The sequence below is a fragment of the Xanthobacter lutulentifluminis genome (genome assembly GCF_043194675.2).
Classification (GTDB): Bacteria; Pseudomonadota; Alphaproteobacteria; order Rhizobiales; family Xanthobacteraceae; genus Xanthobacter.
The window spans coordinates 1,440,483-1,462,500 of record NZ_CM195525.1; the positions used below are offsets into that span (position 1 = coordinate 1,440,483).

Annotated in this window: 19 protein-coding genes and 1 pseudogene (1 of these 20 running past the window's edge); 6 read left to right on the top strand and 14 right to left on the bottom strand. The window is 70.1% G+C overall.

Annotated features, from left to right (window positions below):
• Positions 1–81: 81 nt before the first annotated feature.
• The 11 genes from V5F49_RS06470 to V5F49_RS06520 all read right to left on the bottom strand — a co-directional run bounded on the left by V5F49_RS06470 (position 82) and on the right by V5F49_RS06520 (position 10,326).
• Entirely contained in the window at positions 82–480 is a 399-nt protein-coding gene (locus V5F49_RS06470) for a (R)-mandelonitrile lyase (protein WP_394115912.1), read from the bottom strand.
• Between the two features lie 126 nt (positions 481–606).
• Entirely contained in the window at positions 607–1,371 is a 765-nt protein-coding gene (locus V5F49_RS06475; protein WP_394115911.1) for a carboxymuconolactone decarboxylase family protein, read from the bottom strand.
• Between the two features lie 41 nt (positions 1,372–1,412).
• Positions 1,413–2,084, bottom strand: a complete 672-nt coding sequence (locus V5F49_RS06480) for an EthD domain-containing protein (RefSeq protein WP_394115910.1) — start codon at positions 2,082–2,084, stop codon at positions 1,413–1,415.
• Between the two features lie 73 nt (positions 2,085–2,157).
• The gene (locus V5F49_RS06485; RefSeq protein WP_394115909.1) at positions 2,158–3,363 is read right to left on the bottom strand and encodes an NADH:flavin oxidoreductase/NADH oxidase; all 1,206 of its coding nucleotides are present in this window, start codon (positions 3,361–3,363) and stop codon (positions 2,158–2,160) included.
• Positions 3,350–4,057 (bottom strand): ABC transporter ATP-binding protein, encoded by a 708-nt coding sequence (locus tag V5F49_RS06490; RefSeq protein ID WP_394115908.1) that lies wholly within the window; start codon positions 4,055–4,057, stop codon positions 3,350–3,352. Before V5F49_RS06490 ends, V5F49_RS06485 begins: the two co-directional genes overlap by 14 nt.
• Positions 4,041–4,790, bottom strand: a complete 750-nt coding sequence (locus V5F49_RS06495; RefSeq protein WP_394115907.1) for an ABC transporter ATP-binding protein — start codon at positions 4,788–4,790, stop codon at positions 4,041–4,043. The genes V5F49_RS06490 and V5F49_RS06495 overlap by 17 nt, the downstream gene beginning before the upstream one ends.
• Positions 4,787–5,800 carry a branched-chain amino acid ABC transporter permease gene (locus tag V5F49_RS06500; RefSeq protein WP_394115906.1) on the bottom strand — a complete coding sequence of 338 codons (1,014 nt, stop codon included), beginning with the start codon at positions 5,798–5,800 and terminating at the stop codon, positions 4,787–4,789. Before V5F49_RS06500 ends, V5F49_RS06495 begins: the two co-directional genes overlap by 4 nt.
• Positions 5,801–5,802: 2 nt before the next feature.
• A complete protein-coding gene (locus V5F49_RS06505; protein ID WP_394115905.1) occupies positions 5,803–6,669 on the bottom strand; it encodes a branched-chain amino acid ABC transporter permease in 867 nt (288 codons plus the stop codon).
• A gap of 50 nt (positions 6,670–6,719) precedes the next feature.
• The gene (locus V5F49_RS06510) at positions 6,720–7,982 is read right to left on the bottom strand and encodes an amino acid ABC transporter substrate-binding protein (protein WP_394115904.1); all 1,263 of its coding nucleotides are present in this window, start codon (positions 7,980–7,982) and stop codon (positions 6,720–6,722) included.
• Positions 7,983–8,127: 145 nt separating this feature from the next.
• Positions 8,128–9,324, bottom strand: a complete 1,197-nt coding sequence (locus V5F49_RS06515) for an amino acid ABC transporter substrate-binding protein (RefSeq protein ID WP_394115903.1) — start codon at positions 9,322–9,324, stop codon at positions 8,128–8,130.
• 423 nt (positions 9,325–9,747) lie between these two features.
• The gene (locus V5F49_RS06520; RefSeq protein WP_394115902.1) at positions 9,748–10,326 is read right to left on the bottom strand and encodes a TetR/AcrR family transcriptional regulator; all 579 of its coding nucleotides are present in this window, start codon (positions 10,324–10,326) and stop codon (positions 9,748–9,750) included.
• Between the two features lie 625 nt (positions 10,327–10,951).
• Here V5F49_RS06520 and V5F49_RS06525 point away from each other — a divergent pair.
• Positions 10,952–12,190 carry a CaiB/BaiF CoA transferase family protein gene (locus V5F49_RS06525; protein ID WP_394115901.1) on the top strand — a complete coding sequence of 413 codons (1,239 nt, stop codon included), beginning with the start codon at positions 10,952–10,954 and terminating at the stop codon, positions 12,188–12,190.
• 122 nt (positions 12,191–12,312) lie between these two features.
• On the opposite strand, the gene ku (V5F49_RS06530) is transcribed toward V5F49_RS06525, so the two are convergent.
• The 3 genes from ku (V5F49_RS06530) to ku (V5F49_RS06540) are packed head-to-tail and all read right to left on the bottom strand — an operon-like array spanning position 12,313 to position 17,044.
• Complete coding sequence (gene ku / locus V5F49_RS06530) at positions 12,313–13,140, bottom strand: non-homologous end joining protein Ku (protein ID WP_394115900.1); 828 nt, start codon at positions 13,138–13,140, stop codon at positions 12,313–12,315.
• Positions 13,140–16,007 carry a DNA ligase D gene (gene ligD, locus V5F49_RS06535; protein WP_394115899.1) on the bottom strand — a complete coding sequence of 956 codons (2,868 nt, stop codon included), beginning with the start codon at positions 16,005–16,007 and terminating at the stop codon, positions 13,140–13,142. Before ligD ends, ku (V5F49_RS06530) begins: the two co-directional genes overlap by 1 nt.
• Before the next feature lie 2 nt (positions 16,008–16,009).
• Positions 16,010–17,044, bottom strand: a complete 1,035-nt coding sequence (gene ku, locus V5F49_RS06540; protein ID WP_394115898.1) for a non-homologous end joining protein Ku — start codon at positions 17,042–17,044, stop codon at positions 16,010–16,012.
• 166 nt (positions 17,045–17,210) lie between these two features.
• Here ku (V5F49_RS06540) and V5F49_RS06545 point away from each other — a divergent pair, with 166 nt between their 5' ends.
• From V5F49_RS06545 to V5F49_RS06565, 5 genes and pseudogenes are all read left to right on the top strand, one after another.
• The gene (locus V5F49_RS06545; protein ID WP_394115897.1) at positions 17,211–17,384 is read left to right on the top strand and encodes a hypothetical protein; all 174 of its coding nucleotides are present in this window, start codon (positions 17,211–17,213) and stop codon (positions 17,382–17,384) included.
• Positions 17,385–17,718: 334 nt separating this feature from the next.
• The gene (locus V5F49_RS06550) at positions 17,719–18,801 is read left to right on the top strand and encodes a glycosyltransferase family 4 protein (protein WP_394115896.1); all 1,083 of its coding nucleotides are present in this window, start codon (positions 17,719–17,721) and stop codon (positions 18,799–18,801) included.
• Positions 18,788–20,986 carry an amylo-alpha-1,6-glucosidase gene (locus tag V5F49_RS06555; protein WP_394115895.1) on the top strand — a complete coding sequence of 733 codons (2,199 nt, stop codon included), beginning with the start codon at positions 18,788–18,790 and terminating at the stop codon, positions 20,984–20,986. Before V5F49_RS06550 ends, V5F49_RS06555 begins: the two co-directional genes overlap by 14 nt.
• Before the next feature lie 357 nt (positions 20,987–21,343).
• A complete protein-coding gene (gene paoA / locus V5F49_RS06560) occupies positions 21,344–21,853 on the top strand; it encodes an aldehyde dehydrogenase iron-sulfur subunit PaoA (RefSeq protein ID WP_394115894.1) in 510 nt (169 codons plus the stop codon).
• A pseudogene (locus tag V5F49_RS06565) lies at positions 21,850–22,018 on the top strand (FAD binding domain-containing protein) (its annotated part continues 635 nt past the right edge of the window); the annotation flags it as partial. The gene paoA and the pseudogene V5F49_RS06565, both read left to right, overlap by 4 nt.

The following is a 22,018-nucleotide window of genomic DNA, read 5'->3' on the forward strand; positions in this document are numbered from 1 at the left end:
ATCGCGACAGCGCCCGAGGCCGGCCCGCGCCGGCCTCGTCGGCATTGGAGGAGGCGCGCCGGCGCCGTGCGCAGCGCCGGCTCAGGGCGCGCCGTACTCCGCGTCCGTGACCTTCTCCTGCCAGGCCACGGAGACGCCATCGCGCATCTCGGCGAGGGCCACATGGGTCATGGCCGAGGCGGGGCTGGCGCCGTGCCAGTGCCGCACGTCCGGCGGAATCCACACGATGTCGCCGACCCCGATGGCCTGGACCGGCTCGCCCTCACGCTGCACCAGCCCGCTGCCGGCGGTGACGATGAGCGTCTGCCCGAGCGGATGGGTGTGCCAGGCGGTGCGCGCCGACGGCTGGAAGGTGACCACGGCGCCGGAGATGCGCGCCGGCGCAGCCCGCTGGAAGCGCCGTTCCATGGTCACCGTCCCGGTGAAATACTCGGCCGGGGCCGGCGCCGGCGGCTCCACGCCGGGATGCGAAATGTCCATCTGCGACCTCCATCTGGCCCGCGCCGGTTCGGGGCGTTCGCCGCCACTCTAGAGCGCCGTGCGGGCAGATTGAATCCGTCCACGCCACACGGCGCCCTGCGTGCTCATGCGGGGGGTGCCACGCGCTCAGGAGCCGGCCCTGGCGAGCTCGTCCATCAGCACCGGCACGCCCATGGTGCAGGTGTGCATGCCGAGCACCGAGGTGAGCTGGTACACCTCCATGATCTCTTCCTTCGTCGCCCCGTACTTCAGCGCGTTCTGGATGTGGATGCGCAGGCCCGGCTCATAGAGGTGGGTGGTGGAGGCATCGATGGCGATGTAGATGAACTCCTTCACCTTCGGCTCCAGCGGCCCGGTCTTCCACGGGGTCGAGGAGAATTCCAGATAGGCGGCGAAAAAGCGCGGATCGAGCTTCAGCAGGCCGTCCCAGAACGGGTTCCAGTAGCCCCGGTTCTCCATGAAGCGGGCCTTCAGCTCCTGCTGCGGCCCGCTCAGCTCGCCCTCCAGCTCGGCGCCGCGCCCGGCCGCCGTCAGCTCGTCCATCAGCACCGGCACGCCCATGGTGCAGGTGTGCATGCCGAGCACCGAGGTGAGCTGGTACACCTCCATGATCTCCTCCTTCATCGCCCCGTACTTCAGCGCGTTCTGGATGTGGATGCGCAGGCCCGGCTCGTAGAGATGCGTGGTGGCCGCATCGATGGCGATGTAGATGAGCTCCTTCACCTTCGGTTCCAGCGGGCCATGCTTCCACGGGATGCTGGAGAAGGTGCGGTAGGCCTCGAAGAATTCGGGGCTGAGGGTGAGCAGGCCATCCCAGAAGGCGTTCCAGTAGCCGCGATCGGCCATGAACTGCTGCTTCATCTGCTGCTGCTCGGCGGTCAGGTGGTCCATGGTCGTCCTTAAGTGGGTTCGCGCGGGCGATGCGGGCGGCTTCAGCGCTCCAGCACCTCGCGGGTGATGATGATGGGCAGGTGGCCGTCGGGCAGGAACGCGGCCTCGTCGGCGCGGGTCAGGGCATAGGCCTGCGTCTCCGCGCCCGCGCGCATGGCGGCGGTGGAGGCGAACCACGTGATGGCCAGCCCGTCGAACCGCGGCGCCGGCTCGTCCGGCAGGTAGGCCTCGGGCGCGAGGTGGTTCTGCTCGTAGCGCAGCATGGAGGGGATGGTGGCGCCGAGCGGCCCGTGCACCTCCCGCCAGTAGCGGCGGAAGGCGGACAGCGCGACCGTGGGACGGCGGTTGACGAACTCGATGTTCTTCACCGCGCCCAGCGGCACCGGCTGGTTCTTCACCCGGTGCACGTCCACCGCCATGACGATGCCGGCGGCCGGATCGACGAGGGCGGCCCGGCGGCCGCGCACGGCAGCGAAGGCGGGGCCCGCGAGGAAATCGGCGGCGGCGGCGCGGGAGGCGAAGCTGAATTCCTCCACCGCATCGAACAGCAGCTCGCCTTTGCGATAGCCCTGCACCAGCGTGTGCGACTGGACGTAGCGCGTCAGCCCGGCGATGGCGGCGTCGTCCTCGCACGCGGCGGCGAGCGCGGCATGGAAGGCATCCACCGCGGTTCCCGCGCGGCGCTTGTGAAGTAGAACGAGCTTGCGTGTCACGAACCGGCCTCCCGCCTGTCTGGATGTCCCGTCCGCCGGCGCGCGCCGGCGCGGGTGCGTACGATGGGCGGCCTCAGGCCGCGCCCGGCCCGCGCGGCGTCGCGTAGGCGTCCTTGCGCTGGCGCGATCGGCGCAGCAGCCACCAGCCGAACTGCTCGGCGAAGCGGCTCCAGGCCGGCGCGCCCGCCAGCTCCAGCTCCGCCCGCACCGGCCAGTTGGGATCAAGCAGCGCCTCGCGGGCGATGGCGACAATGTCGGCCTTGCCCTCGGCCAGCACCGCCTCCGCCTGCGCCGGCTCGGTGATGAGGCCGACCGCCACCGTGGGCAGGCCCGCCTCGCGCCGTAGCCGTTCGGCGAACGGCACGTGGAAGCCCGGCCCGCGCCACACGAAGCTCTGCTGGGAGGGCAGCTTCATGCCGCCGGACGAGCAGTCGATCACATCCACGCCCAGCGCCTTAAGGCGCTGGGCGAAGGCGATGGAATCCCCCACCGACCAGCCGACGTCGATGCCGTCCACGCTGGAGATGCGCACGAACAGGGGCTTGCCCGCCGGCCACGCGGCGCGCACCGCCGCCACCACCTCCAGCGGAAAGCGCATGCGCCCCGCAAGCTCGCCGCCATAGGCGTCCGTGCGCGTGTTGGCGATGGGCGACAGGAAGGAGTGCAGCAGGTAGCCGTGGGCGCAGTGCAGCTCGATCACGTCCACGCCGGCCGCATCCGCCCGCCGGGCGGCCGCGACGAACTCGCCCGCCACCGCCGCGATATCCTCCGCCGTCATCGCCGCCGGCAGAGGCCAGCCCTCGTCGAACGGCGCCGCGGTGACGCCGAGCGGCTGCCACGGCCCCTCCCCGCGGGCCTCGAGGTCGCTCGCGGTGAGCCCCACGCCGCCTTCCCACGGGCGCTGCGAGGCCGCCTTGAAGCCAGCGTGGGAGAGCTGCACGCCGGCCGCCGCGCCGAACCGGTGGAGCAGATCGCAGATGCGCTTGAGCGGCGCGATCTGGGCATCCTCCCACAGGCCGGCACAGCCGTGGGTGATGCGCCCGACGCGCGAGACGGCGGTGGCCTCGGCCATCACCAGCGCGGCGCCGCCCATGGCGAAGCGGCCGAGATGGACGAGGTGGAAATCGTCCATCACACCCTCATGCGCGCTGTAGGTGCACATGGGGGAGATCATCACGCGGCCCTTGAGCGTCAGGTCGCGCAGCTTCAGCGGGGTCATGAGCAGCGGGGCGGCGGGCACTGCGGCCGCCGCGTTCGCCTGCGTGTCAGCCAAGGCCAAGGTAGGACTCCCGGATCTTGTCGTTGTTCGCCATGTCGGAGCTGCGGCCGGAGAGGGTCACGCGGCCCTTCTCGATCACGAACACCTCCTCGCTCACCTCCAGGCCCCGGCCCACATCCTGCTCCACCAGCAGCACCTGCGCGTTCTGGCCGGCGAGGGTCGGGATCATCTCGAAGATCTGGTCCACGATGATCGGCGCAAGGCCCTGGGACGGCTCGTCGAGGATCAGCAGGCGGGGATCGCTCATCATCGCCCTCGCGATGGCGAGCATCTGCTGCTCGCCGCCGGAGAGCATGCCCGCCTGCTGCGACCAGCGCTCGCGCAGGCGGGGGAAGCGCTGCATCTCGCGGTCGGTCCGCGCCGCCCGTTCGGAGGCGCCGAGGTGGTGGCCGCCGACCTGCAGGTTCTCCAGCACGCTCATGCTGGGAAAGGTGCCGCGGCCGCTCGGCACCATGCGGATGCCGAGCCGCGCGATCTCGTGCGCGGGCAACTGGTCGATGCGCCGTCCGTCGAAATGGATCTCGCCGCCGTGCCAGCCCAGCAGCCCGCCGATGCCCCGCAGCAGCGTGGTCTTGCCCGCGCCGTTGGAGCCGACGATGCTGGTGACCGGCGTGCGGCCGATGTCGAACGAGATGCCCTCGATGATGGCGACGCCGCGCCGGTAGCCGCCGGTGAAGTTAGACACCCTGAGCATAGCGCCCTCCGAGGTAGACCGAGATCACTTCCGGCGAGCGCGCCACCTCGCCGGGCGGGCCGTCGGCGATCTTCACCCCCTGCGCGATCACCACCACCCGGTCGCTGAGGGACATGACCGAGCGCATGTCGTGCTCGACGAAGATGATGCTGATGCCCTGCCCCCGCACCTTGCGCAGGATCTCGAGGATCTGCGCGCCGTCGGTGGGGTTGAGGCCGGCGAGGATCTCGTCCGTCATCAGCAGCCGGGGACCGGAGGCCACCGCCCGCGCGATCTCGATGCGCTTCTGGTCGCCCACGGTCACCTGCTCGGCCGCCAGGTCGGCGAGGTGCTCGATCTCGCACAGCCGCAGCGCGTTGGCGGTGCAGTCGGCAGCCGACATCCCCGCCTTGCCGCCATCGCCGCGGAACAGGCTGGCGACGTGGACATTGTCCCACACCGTCATGTTGCCCAGCAGCGAGGCCGCCTGGAACGTGCGCACCGCGCCGCGCGCGCAGATCTGGTCCGGTCGCAGCCGCGACAGGGACTGGCCCTGCAGCCGGATCTCGCCCCCGGACAGCGGCAGCAGCCCGGAGATGAGGTTGAACAGGGTCGTCTTGCCGGCGCCGTTGGGGCCGATGAGGCCGACCACCTCGTCGGGAAACACCTCGAAGGAGACATCCTTCAGGGCGACCACGCCGCCGAAGGTGCGGGAGGCGTGCTCCACCTCGAGCAGGGGCGTTCGCGCGCTCATGGGCTCACCTTGACCTTTCCGATGGGGGGCGCCGCCTCGGACCGCGCCGCGGGGGCCCGGCGGGTGAGGGAGCGGAACAGGCTCACCAGCCCGCCCGGGGCGAAGGTGGTGATGGCGACGATGAGCGCGCCGAAGATGAGCCGGTGGTATTCGAGAAAATTGCCCCAGGTGATCTGGTCGATCACCGAGAGCGCAATGGCGCCGACCACCGGCCCGATCACCGTCCCGGCCCCGCCGAACAGCGTGGCGAGGATCATGTTCAGCGTGAACTTCATGTCGAGCACGCTCTGCACCGACACGAACGAGATGAAGGGCGCGAAGGCGGCGCCGAGAACGCCCGGCCAGGCCGCGCTGAAGACGAAGGCGATGACCTTGTACTTCAGCACCCGGATGCCGATGGAGGAGGCCAAGACCTCGTCGCGCCGCAGCGCGTGCAGCGCATAGCCCACCCGCGAGCGGGCCAGCAGGATGACCGAGCCGATGAGCACCACGGTGAGGCCGAGGAAGGTGTAGTAGAAGCCGTCGAGGCTCAGCGAGGGCTGCACGCTCCAGCCCACGTCATACTGGCGCAGCCCGCGGGTGAAGCTCCAGCGTTGCAGCAGGTTGTCGAAGATGAGCAGCACCGCGAGGCTCGACAGCGCGAAGTAGAGCCCCCGCTGCTTGAAGATGGGCGTGAACAGCAGCGCAAGCGCGCCCGTCACCAGCCCGCCGGCCAGCATCACCACCGGAAGCGGCAGGCCATAGCGCACGATGCCGATGGCGCCGACGAACGCGCCGAGGCCGAAGAACACCCCGTGGCCGAAGCTGGCATAGCCCGCGAAGCCGCCGATGATGTTCCAGGCCGACGCCAGCCCGATATTGATCAGAACGAACACCGCCACGCGGACCCAGTAGTCGTTCACGAGAAACGGCAGCGGCACGAGCGCCAGCGCGAACAGTCCAAGCCACGCGAACTGCATGCGGAGCCGGGCGGCGCCATGGCCCCCGGCGCGTGCGAAGAGGGAGCGCATCATCATTTCCTCGCGCCCTGACCGGTGCCGAACAGTCCCTGCGGCCGGAACAGGAGAAACAGGAGAAGAACCGAGAAGGTGACGGAGGGCGCCACGGTCGGAAGGTAGAAGGACGAGGCGAACGCCAGCACGCCGAAGATGAGGCCGCCGACAAGGACGCCCACCATGCTTCCCAGCCCGCCGATGACCATGACGAGGAAGGAATTGATGGTCCAGTCGAAGTCCATGTAGGGCGCCAGCGGGCTCAGGGCGATGAACATGCCGCCGGCAAGGCCCGACCACGCGCCCGACACGAACATGGTCTGCTCGAACGTGCGCGACAGGTTGATGCCGTTGAGCTGGGCCGACTGACGCTCATCGCGGCAGGCCCGCACCGCACGGCCGAACCGCGTCTTCTGGATCAGGAGGTAGAGCACGCCTGCCGACACCAGGCTGAGCAGGAACAGCACGAAGTCGAACGAGGGCACGAAGGTATTGCCGATGAAGAACCCCGGCGGCAGGCCCGTCTCCACCCGCAGCACGCGCTCCTGCGATCCCCAGTAGTGGATGCCGAGCTCGGTGACGACGGTGGCGATGCCGAAGGTCTGCACCAGCACCATCAGCGGCTCGGAGGTGAAGGTGCGGGCGATGAACAGCCGCTGGATCAGCCCCGCCAGCAGGCCGGTGGCGATCGCCGCCAGCAGCAGCGCCGGCACGTAGGGCAAGGCGAGCTTGGTGGCGAGATAATGCGTCAGCAGGCCGCCGAACACGACGAACACGCCGTGCGCGAAATTGACGATGCCGATGACGCCCAGCACCAGGCTGAAGCCGAACGCCGCCAGCGCATAGATGCCGCCGCGCAGCAATCCGTAGATGATGACATCTTCCATCTATTGTCCTCGATTGGCGGAATACATGGCCGGACCGTTAGCGGCCCTCCTCACCACGGCACCTTGGGATAGGCCCCGCTGGCCTCGGCCATGCTTTCCGGGAAGACGATCTTCGCCACCGGGTCCGTGCCGAACCATTGCAGCACCGGCATGCCCTCGTTGCGGATCCGCCCCTTGGCGTTGAACGCGATGGGGCCGAACACCGACTCGTAGGACAGCGCGCGCAGCGCCGCCTTCAGCCTCTCCTGATTGAAGGGATCGGCCGGGTCCGCATCCTTCAGCGCCTGCTCGTAGGTGAGCGGAATGGCATAGGCCATGGCAGCGTGATACGTGGGCGTATAGCCATAGGTCGCCGTGAACTTCTCCAGGAATTCCGCCGGCGAGGAAAAATGCGGGTCCTTGTACTTCAGGCTCGGCGCCCACAACGTGACACCGATGACGTCCTGCAGCTTTGGGCCGAGGCTTTGCTTGACGATGGGGTTCGCCGTCAGGTGGCCGCCGATGAACGCCTTGGGCTGGACGCCCAGGGTGGAGAGCTCCTGCACCAGCTTGATGCACACCACGTCCCACGCCGGGGCCGCGATGATATCCACCGGTCCGAGGTTCTTCAGCTTCAGCGCGGTCGGGCGGAAGTCCTGCACATTGAGCGGGACCATCTCCTCCGCCACCACCTTGATGTTGTGGCGCGCGCACCGCTCGCGGATGCCGACCGCGTGCTCGTGATAGACAGGATCATCCACCACCACCAGCGCGATCGTCTTTGGCGCGGGGGTCTTGGTGGCAAGATAATCTATGGCGGCGAGGTAATAGCTCGATGCCGCGCCCACCAGCGTGAAGGTGGTGTGGCCGCCTACCTCCTCGTCGATGCGCGAGGACGCCGCGCCGGCCTGGATCACCGCGAACTTGTGGCGCGCGGCAACGGCGCTCTGGGCCAGGTTCGTATCGGTGCCATAGGCGCCGGCGATGCAGCTCACCTTGTCCGAGGTGATGAGCTTCTCGGTCAGCTGGGCCACGCGCGAGGGGTTGTTCTCGTCGTCATAGACGGTCCAGCGCACGCCCATGGGCTTGCCGCCGACCATGATCTCGTTGTTGACCGTCCGCGCCCAGAAATCGTAGCCGTCCCGATAGATGCGCGCGACCTTTTCATAGGTTCCGGTCAACGGCAGGGAGCATCCGAAATGGACAGTTCCCCCGCCCGCCTGCGCCCGCACCGATGGCACCACGGCCGGCGCGAGCAGCGCCGCGCCGCCGGCTGCGGCAGCCTTCAGGATCGAACGCCGCGACAGACCTTCCTGGTCCTTTCCTCGGCTCATGTCTTCCTCCGGATGTATTTCTTGCGCCGCGCTGACGTCATCGCCGCGCGCACGTCCTTCCCGCGCGCCGACGGCTTGCCCGCCGGCGCGATCCGTCGCGCCAAACCTTGCAGACATGCCGCTCCCGCCCCTCAGGGCGCGGCCGTCACCATGCGGGCATGGGATAGACGCCCGCGGACTGCGCCATGTCGCGCGGCTCCACCACCAGCGGTTCTGCGGGCTTGCCGAGCCACTGGATGGCCGGCGCCGCTTCCACCTTGATGCGCCCCTTCTCGTTGAACGAGATGGGCCCCCACATGGAATTGTCGCGCTTGAACGCCGCCAGCTTGCGGCGCAGCTCGGACTGGTTGAACGGATCCTTCGGATCCGCGTCCTTCAGCACCTCCTGGTAGATCCATGGCAGGATGTACGTATAGACGGCATGATAGGTGGCGGCATAGCCGAATGTCGCCTTGAACTTCTCGGAAAAGGCCTCTCCAGACGGGAACGTCTGGTCCGAATACTTCAGCTGCGGCGCCCAGAAGGTGGACCCCACGATGCCGTCCATCTTCGGGCCGAGCGTCTCGCGCACGATGGGGCTCATGGTGAGGTGGCCGCCGACGAACGCCTTCGGCATGACCCCGAGCGCCGCCATCTCCTGCACCAGCTTCACGCAGATGAGATCCCACCCGGTATTGTAGACGATGTCCACGTTGCCTGCGCTTTTCAGCTTCAGCGCGGCGGGGCGAAGATCCTGCACATTCATGGGCAGGACGATTTCCTGCACGAGCTTGATGCCATACTGCGCGGCCTTGTCCTTCACGCCCTGGCCGATCTCGTGATAGACGGGATCATCCATGGTCACGACCGCGAGGGTGGCCGGCTTGGGCTGCTGGCGGGCCAGGAAGTTGACGACGCCGACGCCGTAGGTGCTGGGCGGCCCGATGCAGGTGAAGGCGGTGCGGCCGCCGATCTCCTCGTCCACGCGACGGGAGGCCGCGCCGGACTGCAGGAACACCCAGCCGTTCTTCTGCAGGATCGCGCCCTGCGCCAGCACCGTATCGGTACCGTAGGTGCCGAGCACCAGATCCACCTTGTCGGAGCTGATCAGCCGCTCGGTGAGCTGCGCGGCGCGAGAGGCATTGTTCTCGTCGTCATAGATGGTGAGGCGGATGTCACGCGGCTCGCCGGCCACGATCATCTTGCCGTTGTTTGCCTTCAGAAAGAATTCGTAGCCGTCCCGGCAGATACGGGAGACCTTCTCGTAGGTCCCGGTGAGCGGCAGCGATGCGCCGATATGGACCGTCCGCGACTGCGCCGCCGCGCCGCGCAGGAATGCCGGCGAGCCGACGGCGCCGGCCACGACGGCCGCGCCTGCTGCCTGTCCGAGGAAACGCCTGCGGGACACCCCCGCTCCAGAGGCACCATTCATGCCCGTCCTCCCCTGTTCTGGTCGGGCTTTGGCCCGTCGTTATGATCAAACGATAGTTTGAATTTTGGAGCCTGTCAATGGCATTCACGCCTGCATTCATGCGCCTTTGCGCGGCCGGGACCGGCATCTGTTTGGTGTTTTGGCGCCAGAATGCAGGAGCGGGAACATGCGCGGCAAAGGCCTGCCGGCGGCGCATGCGGCCGGATCGTGCGACGTGAAACACGAGGGGCGGGCCGGCAGAATGCGCAGGCGGCGGCGCGCCACGGACCGCGACCGGTACGGGGCACGGGACCTGTGGTGGAGCGCTGTTGCAAGGGACCGCACGCAGGCAGGCGGCGCGGAGGCCGCCGCGCGTCAGGCCGCGGTGCGGTTCTTCAGCAGGGCGATCAGGTTGCTCGCCACCACGCCCGGCGGATCGCCCGAGGGCTTGTACCAGACATAGGTCCACGCGAGCATGCCGAGGAGCGCGAGGCGCCAGTAGCTGCGGTCCACCTCCGGCGCCAGCGGCAGCTCGTCGACGATCTCAACAAACATCTGTTCGAATCGCTGGCGGTCCGCGATGAGGCGCTCGCGCAGCTTCTTGGAGCGGCGGCGCGGAAATTCGGTGACGATCAGGCTCGCGTAGATGGAGCTGTTCAGCATCGCCTCGAGATAGCCGCGCGAGGCCTGATCCAGCCGCGTCCAGGGGTCCGCCTCCGGATTGATGGCGCGGATGACGCCGGTGCAGATATGGTTGATCGCCCGTTCGTGGACGGCGGCGAACAGTTCCTCCTTCGAGGAGAAATAATAATAGAGGGAGCCGGGAAGAATTCCTGTGGACGCGGCGATGTTACGCATCGTCGTGGCGTCGTAGCCATGCTTGGCGAATTGCTTCGCGGCTGCCTCGACGACGACCTCGCGACGCGCCACGCCCTGAGCCAATGCCGTTGCCATCTCGTCCCTAACTCTCCGCTGGGCCTGAAAGGTGCGCACACCGTCATGCGGCCGCTGCGTGCCCCAAGGCCACGTCCGCCCGCCTGCCGGCCCACGTCCCCCGACGGCATGGCCCGGTCGCACCGGGCCGACATGCCGCCTCCGCCGGCATTTTACGACGATCTATCGAGCGTTTGAAAGAGGGTTGCGGCCGCTGCCCGGCGCCTGCCCCCGCCGGGGCCGCGGCAGGCGGATGCGCGGGGCGACCGCGGCAAGGCGTCGCGGGCTGCAAGGGCGCCTGGGCGATGGGCGTGCGTCCCGGTGGCGGCGCAGATGGAATCGCGCCGAGGGGCCGCGCTGGCGTCCTTCGCGGCGTCCGGCGCTCCTGCCTTGCCCATCCCCCGCGGGCCACAGCCCGAACCGAGGCGTCGGAACGGAACAGCCGAGCAGGGACGCCGCACGTTGACACGGCATGATGTTCTAACTATCGTTTGATTGACAAATAGCCCCGGCCCCGGCGTGCCGCAAACGAGCTGGCCGGGCAGCCGCAGGCAGACCGATCCGGCCACAGGCCCGCTGGCCTCACGCACCGGCCGGTTCGCGTGGCCAGAATTCCCGTACGGGCAAGCAACAAGGGAGGCCGAAGATGCATGGCAGGGCTGGAGAGGCGGACGCCGACATCGGTGAAGCACCACCCGCCGACGACAGCCGCGGCCCGCTCGCCGGCGTGGTCGTGCTCGACCTCACCCGCCTGCTGCCCGGCGCCTTCTGCACCCAGCTCCTGGCCGACATGGGCGCCGAGGTGATCAAGGTCGAGCAGCCGGGAGAGGGCGACTACTGGCGCTGGATCCCGCCGCGGGTGAAGACCCAGAGCGTGCAGTTCCTGGCGCTCAACCGCGGCAAGAAGAGCATCACGCTCGACCTGAAGGCGCCGGCCGGGCGCGAGGCGCTGCTGCGGCTCGCCGAGACCGCCGACGTGCTGCTGGAGGGCTTCCGCCCCGGTGTCATGGCCCGCCTCGGCCTGTCGCCGGAAGAGCTGCACGCGCGCAATCCGCGCCTCGTCGTCTGCGCCCTCACCGGCTTCGGGCAGGACGGGCCGCTGGCCAGGCTCGCCGCCCACGACCTCAACTATACGGGGATGATGGGGCTGCTCCAGCTGGTGAACGGCTCCACCACGAACCTGCATTCCACCGGCATCCCGCTGGCGGACGTGGGCGGCGGATCGCTGATGGCGCTGGGCGGCATCCTCGCCGCGCTCATCGAGGCGCGCGGAACCGGCAAGGGCCGGTTCGTGGATGTCTCCGTGGCCGACGGGCTGCTGACCTGGGCGAGCTTCGTCACCGCCCGCTGGAATGCGCCCGAGCTCGCCGGCGAGGACAATCCGTTCGACGCCCCGTTCAACCGGCCGTTCTACAGCGTCTACGAGGCCGCCGACGGGCTGAGCGTCGTCGTCGGGGCCTACGAGCCCAAGTTCTGGCGCAACCTGTGCGAAGGGCTGGGCCTGCCCGAATGGATCGACCGGCAGTGGGTGGAGGGCGACGCGCAGGAGGCGCAGCGCGCAGCCATCGCCGCGGCGTTCCGCACCCGCCCGCGCCACGCGTGGCTGGAGCTGTTCGCCCGCAGCGAGGCCTGCGTGACGCCCGTGCTGTCGGCGCGCGAGGCCATGGCGAGCGAGCATGTGACCGCCCGTGGCCTCGTCATCGAGGTGGATGATCCGGTGGAAGGCCGGCTGCGGCACGTGGGCAGCCCGCTGCGGTTCGACGGCACGGACTTCACCGCGCGCGCCCCTGCCCCGCAGCTCGGCGGCGACAGCGACGCCCTGCTGCGCAGCGTCGGCTATTCCGACACCGAGATCGCCGGCATGCGCGGCGCCGGCGTCATCTGAGCCACCCCAACCCACCGCTTGCGAGACCGGTCATTCCTCCTTTCGACCGGGCCGCCACCTCGCCCGCGACCATGTCGCGGGCTTTTTTTTGGCTCTGGCCGGCGAGAGGGGCGGCCGGCGCCTCAGGTGCCGGCTCCCCGGCGGCCCGCCCTGCCGCCGTCCTTCAGGCTGCGGCGCAGGGCCTCCATGATGTTCACCACGTCCATGATGTTCACCACATTGCCGGGCGCGGGCTCGGGGGCGGGTTTCGCCCGGCGCGACGGGCGCTTGCGCGTCCTGGCGGCGATCAGCTCCACCAGCCCCTCCTGCACCGGGTCATGCACGAGAGCAGGCGACCATTCCGCCGTCCCGGCATCGATCAGCTTGCGCACGAGCGCGAGCGCCGCCCTGTCCGGCTTGCCCTGCGGCTGCGGCGCGCCCTCGAAGTGGCGCACCTCGTCGGCATAGCGCAGGGTCCACAGCACGAAGCCCTTGCCGCGCGGCTCCAGCATCACGCCGCGCTCGCGCCGGTAGAGCACCAGCCGCGACAGGGCGACGGTGCCGGTCTGCGCCATGGCATCGCGGATGACGGCGAAGGCCTCCGCACCCACCGCGTCGTCGGGCACCAGGTAATGGGGCTTGTCGAGGTAGAGCCAGCCCACCGCATCGCGCGCAACGAAGCTGTCGATGTCGATGGTGTGCACGGTCTCCAGCGCGATGGTGTCGAGGTCCTCGTCCTCGATCAGCACATAGCTGTCCTCGCCGGTCGCGTAGCCCCGCGCCGCGTCCTCCGCGCGCACCGGCTCGCCGGTCACCTCGTCCAGATAGCGGGAGACCACGCGGTTGCCCGTGGCGCGGTTCAGCATGTGGAAGCGCACCTTCTCGCGGTCGGTGGTGGCCGGCGTCATGGCCACCCGGCAGGTGACGAGCGAGAGCTTGAGCCAGCCCTTCCAGAAGGCGCGCGGGGCCATCAGCGCCTCCTCGCCCGCTTGCTGGAGCCCGACGCCGCAGCATCCGGCAGGGGCACGGCCGCGGCGCGAAAATCCGCCCACGGGTCGGCACCGAGATGCGCGAGGCGCGACGGCGCGTTCAGCACCGTGAAATGCTGCGGACCGACGGCCGGGCCCAGCTCCTCCCAGCCCAGCGGCATGGAGACCGGCGCGCCGGCCCGGGCGCGGGCGGAATAGGCGGCGACGGCGGTGGCGCCGCGCTGGTTGCGCAGGTAGTCCACCAGGATGCGGCCGGTGCGCTTCGCCTTGGCAATGGTGGCGACGAAGCGCTCCGGCGCATCGGCCGCCATCGCCTCGGCCATGGCCTTGGTGAAGGCCTTCGCGGCGGCCCAGTCCGCCTTGGGCAGCAGCGGCGTGCACACGTGCAGGCCCTTGCCGCCGGAGGTCTTCACGAAGGCGGCGAGGCCTTCCGCCTCAAGCCGCGCCTTCACCTCCCGCGCGGCGGCGATCACCGCCTCCCAGTCCACGCCCTCGCCGGGGTCGAGGTCCATCACCAGCATGTCGGGCCGCTCCCAGTCGGCCAGCGGCGCACCGAAGGGGTGGATCTCCAGCGCCGCGCCCTGCACCAGCGCCATGAGGCCGTCGAGGGTGTCGATGGCGAGATAGCGCTGATCGCCCGGCGCGCGCGGATCGGCCACCGCCCGGATGGCCTTGTCCGCCCCCTTCCAGGGATGCTTCTGGAAGAAGCGGGGCCCCTCGATCCCCTCCGGGCAGCGCACCAGCGCCAGCGGCCGGCCGACCACGAACGGGGCGATGAAACGCCAGACCCCGGCGTAGTAATCAGCCAGTCCTTCCTTGGTCACACCGGCGTCGGGCCAGTAGACGCGATCGGGATGGGTGAGGCGCACGCGGCGCTTCGGCGGAGGGTCGTCCACCGGGGGCGCGGGCGCGGCCTCCCTCACGATCTCGGTGGCGGGCTTGTCGTCGCGCACGCCGCGGAAGGAGGCGTGGCGCAGGTGGCCGTCGCCCGTCCATGCGCGGAACTCCACCTCCGCCACGTGCTTCGGCGCCACGAACACCACATCGCGCGCCTCCTCGGCCGAGAGCTTGCCGGCGAACGGGCTCGCCTCCACCGCATCGGGCGCTAGCAGGGCGTGGAGGTCCGCCGCCATCCGGTTGGAAAAGCCGGTGCCGACCCGCCCCACCGGCACGAGCCGCCCGCCCTCATAGACCCCGAGCACGAGCGAGCCGATGGCCCGCCGCGCGGTGGTGGAGGGCACGAAGCCGCCCACCACGAACTCCTGCCGCTCCGAGCACTTGGACTTGATCCAGTCGCGCGAGCGGCCGGAATGATAGGGCGCATCCTTCAGCTTGGAGATCACGCCCTCGAGGCTCAGGCGGCAGGCGTGCTGCAGCACCAGGGTGCCGTCGTCCTCGAAATGGGCGCTGCAGCGCAGCGCGCCGAAGCTCTCCGGGGCGGCCGAGACAAGGCGCTCCAGCAGCATCTTGCGGGCGAGGAGCGGCGCGGGCGTGAGGTCGTATCCGTTCAGATGAAGCAGGTCGAAGGCGTAATAGATGAACCGCTCGTCCCGTCCCGCGCTCAGGTCCGCCTGCAAAGCGGCGAAATCGGAGGCGCCGTTGCCGGCCTCCACCACCACCTCGCCGTCGATCAGCGCATCGGCGACCGGCAGCGCTTCGAGAGCCGAGCGGACCCGCGCGCCGAAACGATCGGTCCAGTCGAGCCCCGTGCGGGTGATGAGCCGCACCCGGCCACCATGGAGGCGCGCCTGCAGACGGTAGCCATCGAACTTGATCTCGTGCACATGACGCCGCCCGGCCGGCGGGCGCGACGCCAGCGTGGCGAGGGCGGGCAGCACGAAATCCGGTAGCGGCGCCTTGCGCGCGGCCTTGGGGATCTCGAACGGGATGGGCGCCGCAGTGGCCTGGGCACGGGAAATGCCTGCCGCGCCGGCGCGCCTTGCCATCGCGAGCGAGCGCGCCCCGCCTTTGGCCGGGACAGCGGCATCGGCGGATGCCGGCGCGCGGGCATCTGATTTCTGGACGGAGAGAGCGGAGGCGCGCGCGCCTCCGGGCGTGGGCGTGGGCGTGGGCATCCCGCCGGCCCCGGTCTTGCGCGCTGCGGCGGCGCCTTCGGAAACCCGCGCGTCGGCCGGCGGGCGCGCGGATGCGGCGGCAGGTGGCGGCTTGCGCACGGCCCGTTTGCGCGCGCCAGTCCCGGCCGCCGATGCGCCAGCACGTTTGCTCCCGGATGATGCTGTCCGCACCGGCGCGTCGGCGCCGTCCACGCCCGCCACGTCGCGGCCGGACAGCACGGAGAGCGGCGCCTCCTCCGTGATCTCGGGCGCGCCTTCGGGCCGGGCGGCGGCGTCCTCCGCCTTGATGAGGAGCCAGTTCTCCTTCTTCTCACCGGCGCGCGGCGCCATGCGCACCAGATGCCAGCGGCCATGGAGCTTCTCGCCCGCGATCTCGAATTCCAGATGGCCCTTGTGATAGCCGGCCGCGGCATCGCCCACCGGCGTCCAGGTGCCGCGATCCCAGACGATCACGTTGCCGGAGCCATACTGCCCCGGCGGGATGGTGCCCTCAAACCCGCCATAGGCGAGGGGGTGGTCCTCCACATGCACGGCAAGGCGCTTCTCGCCGGCAACGAGGCTCGGCCCGCGGGTGACGGCCCAGCTCTTCAGCACGCCGTCCATCTCCAGCCGCAGATCGTAGTGGAGGCGCCGGGCGGCGTGCTTCTGGATGACGTAGGCGCCCGCCTCCATGTCCGCCTGCGCTCCCCGCTTGGGCTGGCGGCGCGGGCGACCGTCCGGCTCGGGCGTGGTGGCGAAGTCGCGCCTGGCGCGATAGGTGTCGAGACCGGCCATGGCTACCCTGCCTTTCGGACACCGCCGCCCGCGCGCCTGCCCGCACCGCCCTCTGCCCTACCGCTCGCGGCGGCCGGCACTTTACCGGTGGCCGTGCCGGAAGATTGGTCCGAGGATCTGGCCGTGCCCAGAAACTTGGCTTTGCCGGAAGATTTGCCTTTGCCGGAAGACTTGGCTTCGCGGGAAGATTTGCCTTTGCCGGAAGATTTGACTTCGCCTGACGATTTGCCGCCGGAGCGCGCCTGCGCCTCGCTGGCGCCCGCTCCGGCGCTGGCGCGCAGGGCGTCGAGCAGGCTCACCACCTTCCCGGCGCGGCGCGGCTCCGGCTTCGGCAGCGGCTTGCCCTCCATCCTGGCCCGCACCAGCGCGGCCAGCGCCGCCTCGTAGCGGTCGTCCAGCGTGGCCGGGTCGAAGCGACCGGGCTTGGAACGGATGATGTGGGTGGCGAGCTCTAGCATCTCGCCGGAGATCCCGGCGTCCGGCACATCGGCGAACGCCTCTCCGGCGGGGCGGACCTCATAGTCGAAATTGAGGGTGGACGCGATCAGCGCCCCGCCCTCCCCCACCGGGCGGATGAGCAGGCGGCGCACCCGGCGGAACAGCACCGCCTCGCCCAGCGCCGCAACCTTGCGCTCGGCCATGGCCGCAGCCAGGAGCGCCAGCACCTGAGCGCTCGGCGCGTCCACCGGGGCGAGGAAATAGGGCCGGTCGAGATAGGCGGTGTCGATCCCGCCGCAGGGCAGGAAGGTGTCCACAGCGATGGTGCGCGTGCCCTGGGGCACCACCGCCGCCACGTCTTCCGGCTCGAGGGTGACGAACTCGCCCCGGGCGACCTCGTAGCCCTTCACCTGCTCGTCGCCTTCCACCGGCGCGCCGGTTTCCTCGTCCACATACTGGCGCCGCAGCCGGTGGCCCGTCTTGCGGCTCACCATATGGAGGGAGATGCGCTCGGCGGTGGAGGCGGCGGCATGAAGGCCCACGCCGCAGCTCAGCGCTCCGACGGTGAGGAAGCCTTTCCAGCTAGCCCGGGGTGCCATGGATCTATTCTGCCACCGTTTGCCTTCGGGCGGTCAAATCACGACCGCAGCACCCTTGCCAAACGTTGCAGGAGGCCACGCGTTCCCGGTGCCGCTCGTGGCGTTGCGGAAACAAACGGGCGCGCACGCCGTTGCCTTGGACATGACTTCCCAAAGGAGACTGGCAATGCAGAAGTCGGCCGACCGCAACCTCGGACGCCCCGCCCCGAACGAGGACAAGGACCAGAACGTCGAGCAGCTGAAGGCGCGCCGCAGGGGCACGCTCGCCACCAGCACGGAGGCCGCGCGCCGCGAGACCGAGCGTCGCGAGGTGAAGCAGAACCGGCACAGGTCCGCCTGAGGCTCGGGCGGGGCGGTGTCGTCCGCCCTCCCGCCGCGACGCGCGCCGATCACCATCTCGCGCATCCGGCGCGCCAGCGGCGGCGTGTCGTCGGGGCTGCCGCATCCGCCGGTTAACCCGTGCGGCCGCCGCGATCACACGAAGGAGAGAAGGGGCGCGGGCGTAAGTTTCGCGCGGATGCGACAGCATCGTGCGACCAAGGCGGGAAGATTTCATGGCGTTTCGATGCTTTTTTGCATCGCGTGAAACCTCGGGCCGCGCTGCACGTTGTGCGGGAAAGACCTGAACCTCTTTCCTTCCAGCCACGGCCCAGCACGCCGAGGAGTGTGCCCCCATGCGCATTGCCCAGATCGCGCCGCTCATCGAGAGCGTGCCGCCCCGCCGCTACGGGGGCACGGAGCGGATCGTCTCCTATCTCACCGAGGAGCTGGTGCGCGCCGGCCATGACGTGACCCTGTTCGCGAGCGCGGACTCCCTCACCTCGGCGAAGCTCGAGCCCATGTGCGAGACCGGCCTGCGGCTGGCACCCGGCCCGGTCGATCCGCTGGTCTTCCACATGCTGCTGCTGGAAGAGGCGCGCCAGCGCGCCGACGCGTTCGATGTCCTGCACATCCATCTGGACCTGCTGCATTACCCGATGCTGCGCGAGCATCGGAACCGGTGCCTCACCACGCTGCACGGGCGGCTCGACCTGCCCGCCGTGCACCGGCTCTATTCCACCTTCCGGGATTTTCCCCTCGTCTCCATCTCCGATGACCAGCGCCGGCCCATGCCGCCCGTCAACTGGGCGGCGACGGTGCATCACGGCCTGCCGCGCGACCTGCTGCCGTACGGGCCGGGCAACGGCGGCTATCTCGCCTTCCTCGGCCGCATCTCGCCCGAGAAGCGGCCCGACCGCGCCATCGAGATCGCCGCCCGCGCCGGAATGCCACTGAAGATCGCGGCCAAGGTGGACCGTGCCGACGCGGCCTATTGGGAGGACGTGATCGCGCCCATGGTGAAGGCCACGCCCGGCGTCGAGTTCATCGGCGAGATCAACGAGCGCGAGAAGGCGCACCTGCTCGGCGACGCCACGGCCCTGCTCTTTCCCATCGACTGGCCGGAGCCGTTCGGGCTGGTGATGATCGAGGCCATGTCCTGCGGCACGCCGGTGATCGCCTTCGGCTGCGGCTCCGTTCCGGAAGTCATCGACGACGGCGCCACCGGCTTCATCGTCTCCTCGGTGGAGGAGGCGGTCCGGCGCGTTGGCGATATTCCCCGCCTTGATCGTGCCGTGATCCGGCGCATCTTTGAAAGGCGGTTCTCGGCCGAGCGGATGGCCCGCGACTACCTCGCCATCTATGAGCGCCTCACGGCGCCCGCCCCGGGAAAGCCCAGGCTCAAGGTGGTCAACGGGAGCCTCGATGCTGCACTCTGACGCTGCCGCCCGGCTCCCCGCGCCCGATCCGGAGGAACCGGAATATGTCATCGCCGCCAGCGCCTCGCAGCTGGAGGCAACGCCGCGGACGCTGAAGCACGACGACACCTTCGCCGTGTTCGACGCCCACGGCGACGCCGTGCCCGAGCTGGCCGGCAACCACGGCATCTTCCATCGCGACACCCGCCACCTGTCGCAGTTCTTCCTCACCGTGCAGGGAGTGCGGCCGCTGCTGCTCTCCTCGACGGTGCGGGACGACAACGCGACGCTGACCTGCGACCTCACCAATCCGGACCTGCCCGCCGGCGATGGCCGGGACGAGCTGCTGCACGATCTCGTGCACATCCGCCGCTCGCGCTTCCTCTATCGCGCAGCGAGCCACGAGTGCCTCTCGGTGCGCAATTTCGACGTGGTGCCGCGCCGCATCGAGCTGGCCATCGGCTTCGATGCGGATTTTGCCGACCTGTTCGAGGTGCGGGGCGCGCACCGGAGCCGGCGCGGCACCCGCGCGGCGCCGGTCGTGGAGCGCTCGCGCGTGCGCCTCGCCTATGCCGGGCTCGACGGGCAGACGCGCACGACCACCCTCGGCTTCGAGCCGACACCCACCGCCCTCACCGGCGACCGCGCGCTCTACCGCATGCAGCTCGCCCCCGGCGAGACGTTCGTGATGTTCGTGGAGATCCGCTGCGATGCCGCCCACCCCGGCCCGGGCGCGCGCCTCGCCTTCCGCACCGCCCTGCGCAACGCCCGGCGCGACCTGCGCCAGCGGGCCGCGCGTGGCGCGAGCGTCGTCTCCTCCAACCATCATTTCAACGAGGGGCTGCGGCGCGCGGTCAGCGACCTCAACATCCTCGTCACCGACACGCCGGAGGGGCCCTATCCGTATGCGGGCGTGCCGTGGTTCAGCACCGTGTTCGGCCGCGACGCGCTCATCACCGCGTTCGAGACGCTGTGGATGGACCCGGCCATCGCGCGGGGCGTGCTGCTGCACCTCGCCGCCAACCAGGCCGACCGCTTCGATCCGGAGGCCGACGCCGAGCCGGGCAAGATCCTGCACGAGGTGCGGTTCGGCGAGATGGCCGAGCTCGGCGAGGTGCCGTTCCGCCGCTATTACGGCAGCATCGATTCCACGCCGCTGTTCGTCATGCTGGCCGGCGCCTATCTGGAGCGCACCGGCGACCTCGACACCATCCGCCTGCTCGCGCCCGCAGTGGAAGCCGCCCTCGCCTGGATCCGCGACCATGGCGACCGCGACGGCGACGGCTTCGTGGAGTATGGCCGCCGGCGCGGCGACGGGCTCGTCAACCAGGGCTGGAAGGACAGTCACGACAGCGTTTTCCACGCGGACGGGCGGCTGGCGCGCGGGCCCATCGCGCTGGTGGAGGTGCAGGCCTATGCCTACGCCGCCTGGCAGGCCGGAGCGCTGCTCGCCCGCGCGTTGGGGGACGAGACTTCCGCCAGCGCCCATGCCTTGCGCGCCGCGCGGCTGCGGGATGCGTTCGACGCCGCCTTCTTCGATCCGGACCTCGGCACCTATGTTCTGGCGCTGGACGGCGACAAGGCGCCCTGCCGGGTGCGCACCTCCAATGCCGGGCATGCGCTGTTCGCGGGCATCGCCCTGCCCGGCCGGGCGGCCGCCGTGGCGGACGACCTGATGGGGCGCGCGTCCTTCTCCGGCTGGGGCGTACGCACGCTCGCGGAGGGCGAGGCGCGCTTCAATCCCATGAGCTACCACAACGGCTCGGTCTGGCCGCACGACAATGCGGTGGTCGCCCTCGGCCTTGCCCGCTACGGCTTCAGGGCCGAGGCGGCGCGCATCTTCGAGGGGCTGTTCCGCGCCTCGATCTATTTCGACCTGAGGCGCATCCCGGAGCTGTTCTGCGGCTTCGCCCGCCAGCGCAGCCAGGGGCCGGTGTCCTATCCCGTCGCCTGCGCGCCGCAGGCCTGGGCGGCGGCCGCGCCGCTGGCGCTGCTGCAGGCCTCCCTCGGCCTCGGCTTCGACCTGCCGCAGGGCCGCGTCGTGTTCGACCGGCCGCGGCTGCCCGCCTTCCTCGACCGGCTGGCGCTGCGCGGCCTGCAGATCGGCCAGGACCGGCTGGACGTGAAGCTGGAGCGCGTGGGTGAGGGTTGCGCGGTCTCCGTCATCGGCCGCACCGGGCAGGCCGGGCTGAGGGTCGAGACCTAGGAGGACGTCCGCGGGGAAAGGGAACCGAAGCTCGCCGGCACCGGTTAGAGTGCTGTCTCGTGGAAGCCGCCGCGGCGGCAGCGCATGCTATGCCGCGGGCCGCGGCGCGGGAAATGCGCGCGGGGATCCGGCGGCGCATCGCATCCGTTAAAGGCATGCGGGCGCCGTGGCGCGCGCCGAAGGCCGGAAGGAGCCTGACCGCATGGAACGTTCCCCTCCTGACCCGAGCCGGCGCGACCTTCTCATCGGCGGCGCGGCGACCGCCGCCACGGCGGCAGGTCACGGGCGGCAGGTCACGTTCCGGCCGATGCCGAGGGCGTCCCGTCCGCGCCGGCGACAGGTGCGGGGAAACCGATGATGGCGAGCCTGTCGCTCACCGTCAACGGGGTCGAGCGCAGCATCGAGGTGGACACCCGCACCACCCTGCTGGACCTGCTGCGCGAGCACCTGCACCTGCCCGGCACCAAGAAGGGCTGCGACCATGGCCAGTGCGGCGCCTGCACGGTCATCCTCGACGGCCGGCGGATCAATTCCTGCATCACCCTCGCGGTCATGCACCAGGGCGATGCGGTGACCACCATCGAGGGGCTCGGCACGCCGGACCGGCTGCATCCCATGCAGGCCGCCTTCGTGAGCCACGACGGCTTCCAGTGCGGCTATTGCACGCCGGGGCAGATCTGCTCGGCCGTGGCGGTGCTGGATGAGATCCGTGACGATATCCCGAGCCACGTGACCGGCGATCTGCTTGCCCCCGCGACGCTGACCGGCGCGGAGCTGCGCGAGCGCATGAGCGGCAACATCTGCCGCTGCGGCGCCTATTCCAACATCATCGATGCCATCACCGAGGCGGCGGGGAGGCGCGCATGAAGGCCTTCACCTACGAGCGCGCGCTGACCCCCGCCGATGCCGCGGGCGCCGCGGCCCTGACACCGGGCGCGCGCTTCATCGCCGGGGGGACCAACCTGCTCGACCTCATGAAGCTGGAAATCGAGACGCCCGGCCATCTCATCGATGTGAACCTTCTCGGCCTCG

Coding starts and splice junctions, on each gene's coding strand:
- V5F49_RS06470 (WP_394115912.1), bottom strand. CDS start 480: ATGGACATTTCGCATCCCGGCGTGGAGCCGCCGGCGCCGGCCCCGGCC.
- V5F49_RS06475 (WP_394115911.1), bottom strand. CDS start 1,371: ATGGACCACCTGACCGCCGAGCAGCAGCAGATGAAGCAGCAGTTCATG.
- V5F49_RS06490 (WP_394115908.1), bottom strand. CDS start 4,057: ATGCTCAGGGTGTCTAACTTCACCGGCGGCTACCGGCGCGGCGTCGCC.
- V5F49_RS06495 (WP_394115907.1), bottom strand. CDS start 4,790: ATGAGCGCGCGAACGCCCCTGCTCGAGGTGGAGCACGCCTCCCGCACC.
- V5F49_RS06500 (WP_394115906.1), bottom strand. CDS start 5,800: ATGCGCTCCCTCTTCGCACGCGCCGGGGGCCATGGCGCCGCCCGGCTC.
- V5F49_RS06505 (WP_394115905.1), bottom strand. CDS start 6,669: ATGGAAGATGTCATCATCTACGGATTGCTGCGCGGCGGCATCTATGCG.
- V5F49_RS06510 (WP_394115904.1), bottom strand. CDS start 7,982: ATGAGCCGAGGAAAGGACCAGGAAGGTCTGTCGCGGCGTTCGATCCTG.
- V5F49_RS06520 (WP_394115902.1), bottom strand. CDS start 10,326: ATGGCAACGGCATTGGCTCAGGGCGTGGCGCGTCGCGAGGTCGTCGTC.
- V5F49_RS06525 (WP_394115901.1), top strand. CDS start 10,952: ATGCATGGCAGGGCTGGAGAGGCGGACGCCGACATCGGTGAAGCACCA.
- ku (WP_394115900.1), bottom strand. CDS start 13,140: ATGGCCCCGCGCGCCTTCTGGAAGGGCTGGCTCAAGCTCTCGCTCGTC.
- ligD (WP_394115899.1), bottom strand. CDS start 16,007: ATGGCCGGTCTCGACACCTATCGCGCCAGGCGCGACTTCGCCACCACG.
- ku (WP_394115898.1), bottom strand. CDS start 17,044: ATGGCACCCCGGGCTAGCTGGAAAGGCTTCCTCACCGTCGGAGCGCTG.
- V5F49_RS06545 (WP_394115897.1), top strand. CDS start 17,211: ATGCAGAAGTCGGCCGACCGCAACCTCGGACGCCCCGCCCCGAACGAG.
- V5F49_RS06550 (WP_394115896.1), top strand. CDS start 17,719: ATGCGCATTGCCCAGATCGCGCCGCTCATCGAGAGCGTGCCGCCCCGC.
- V5F49_RS06555 (WP_394115895.1), top strand. CDS start 18,788: ATGCTGCACTCTGACGCTGCCGCCCGGCTCCCCGCGCCCGATCCGGAG.
- paoA (WP_394115894.1), top strand. CDS start 21,344: ATGGCGAGCCTGTCGCTCACCGTCAACGGGGTCGAGCGCAGCATCGAG.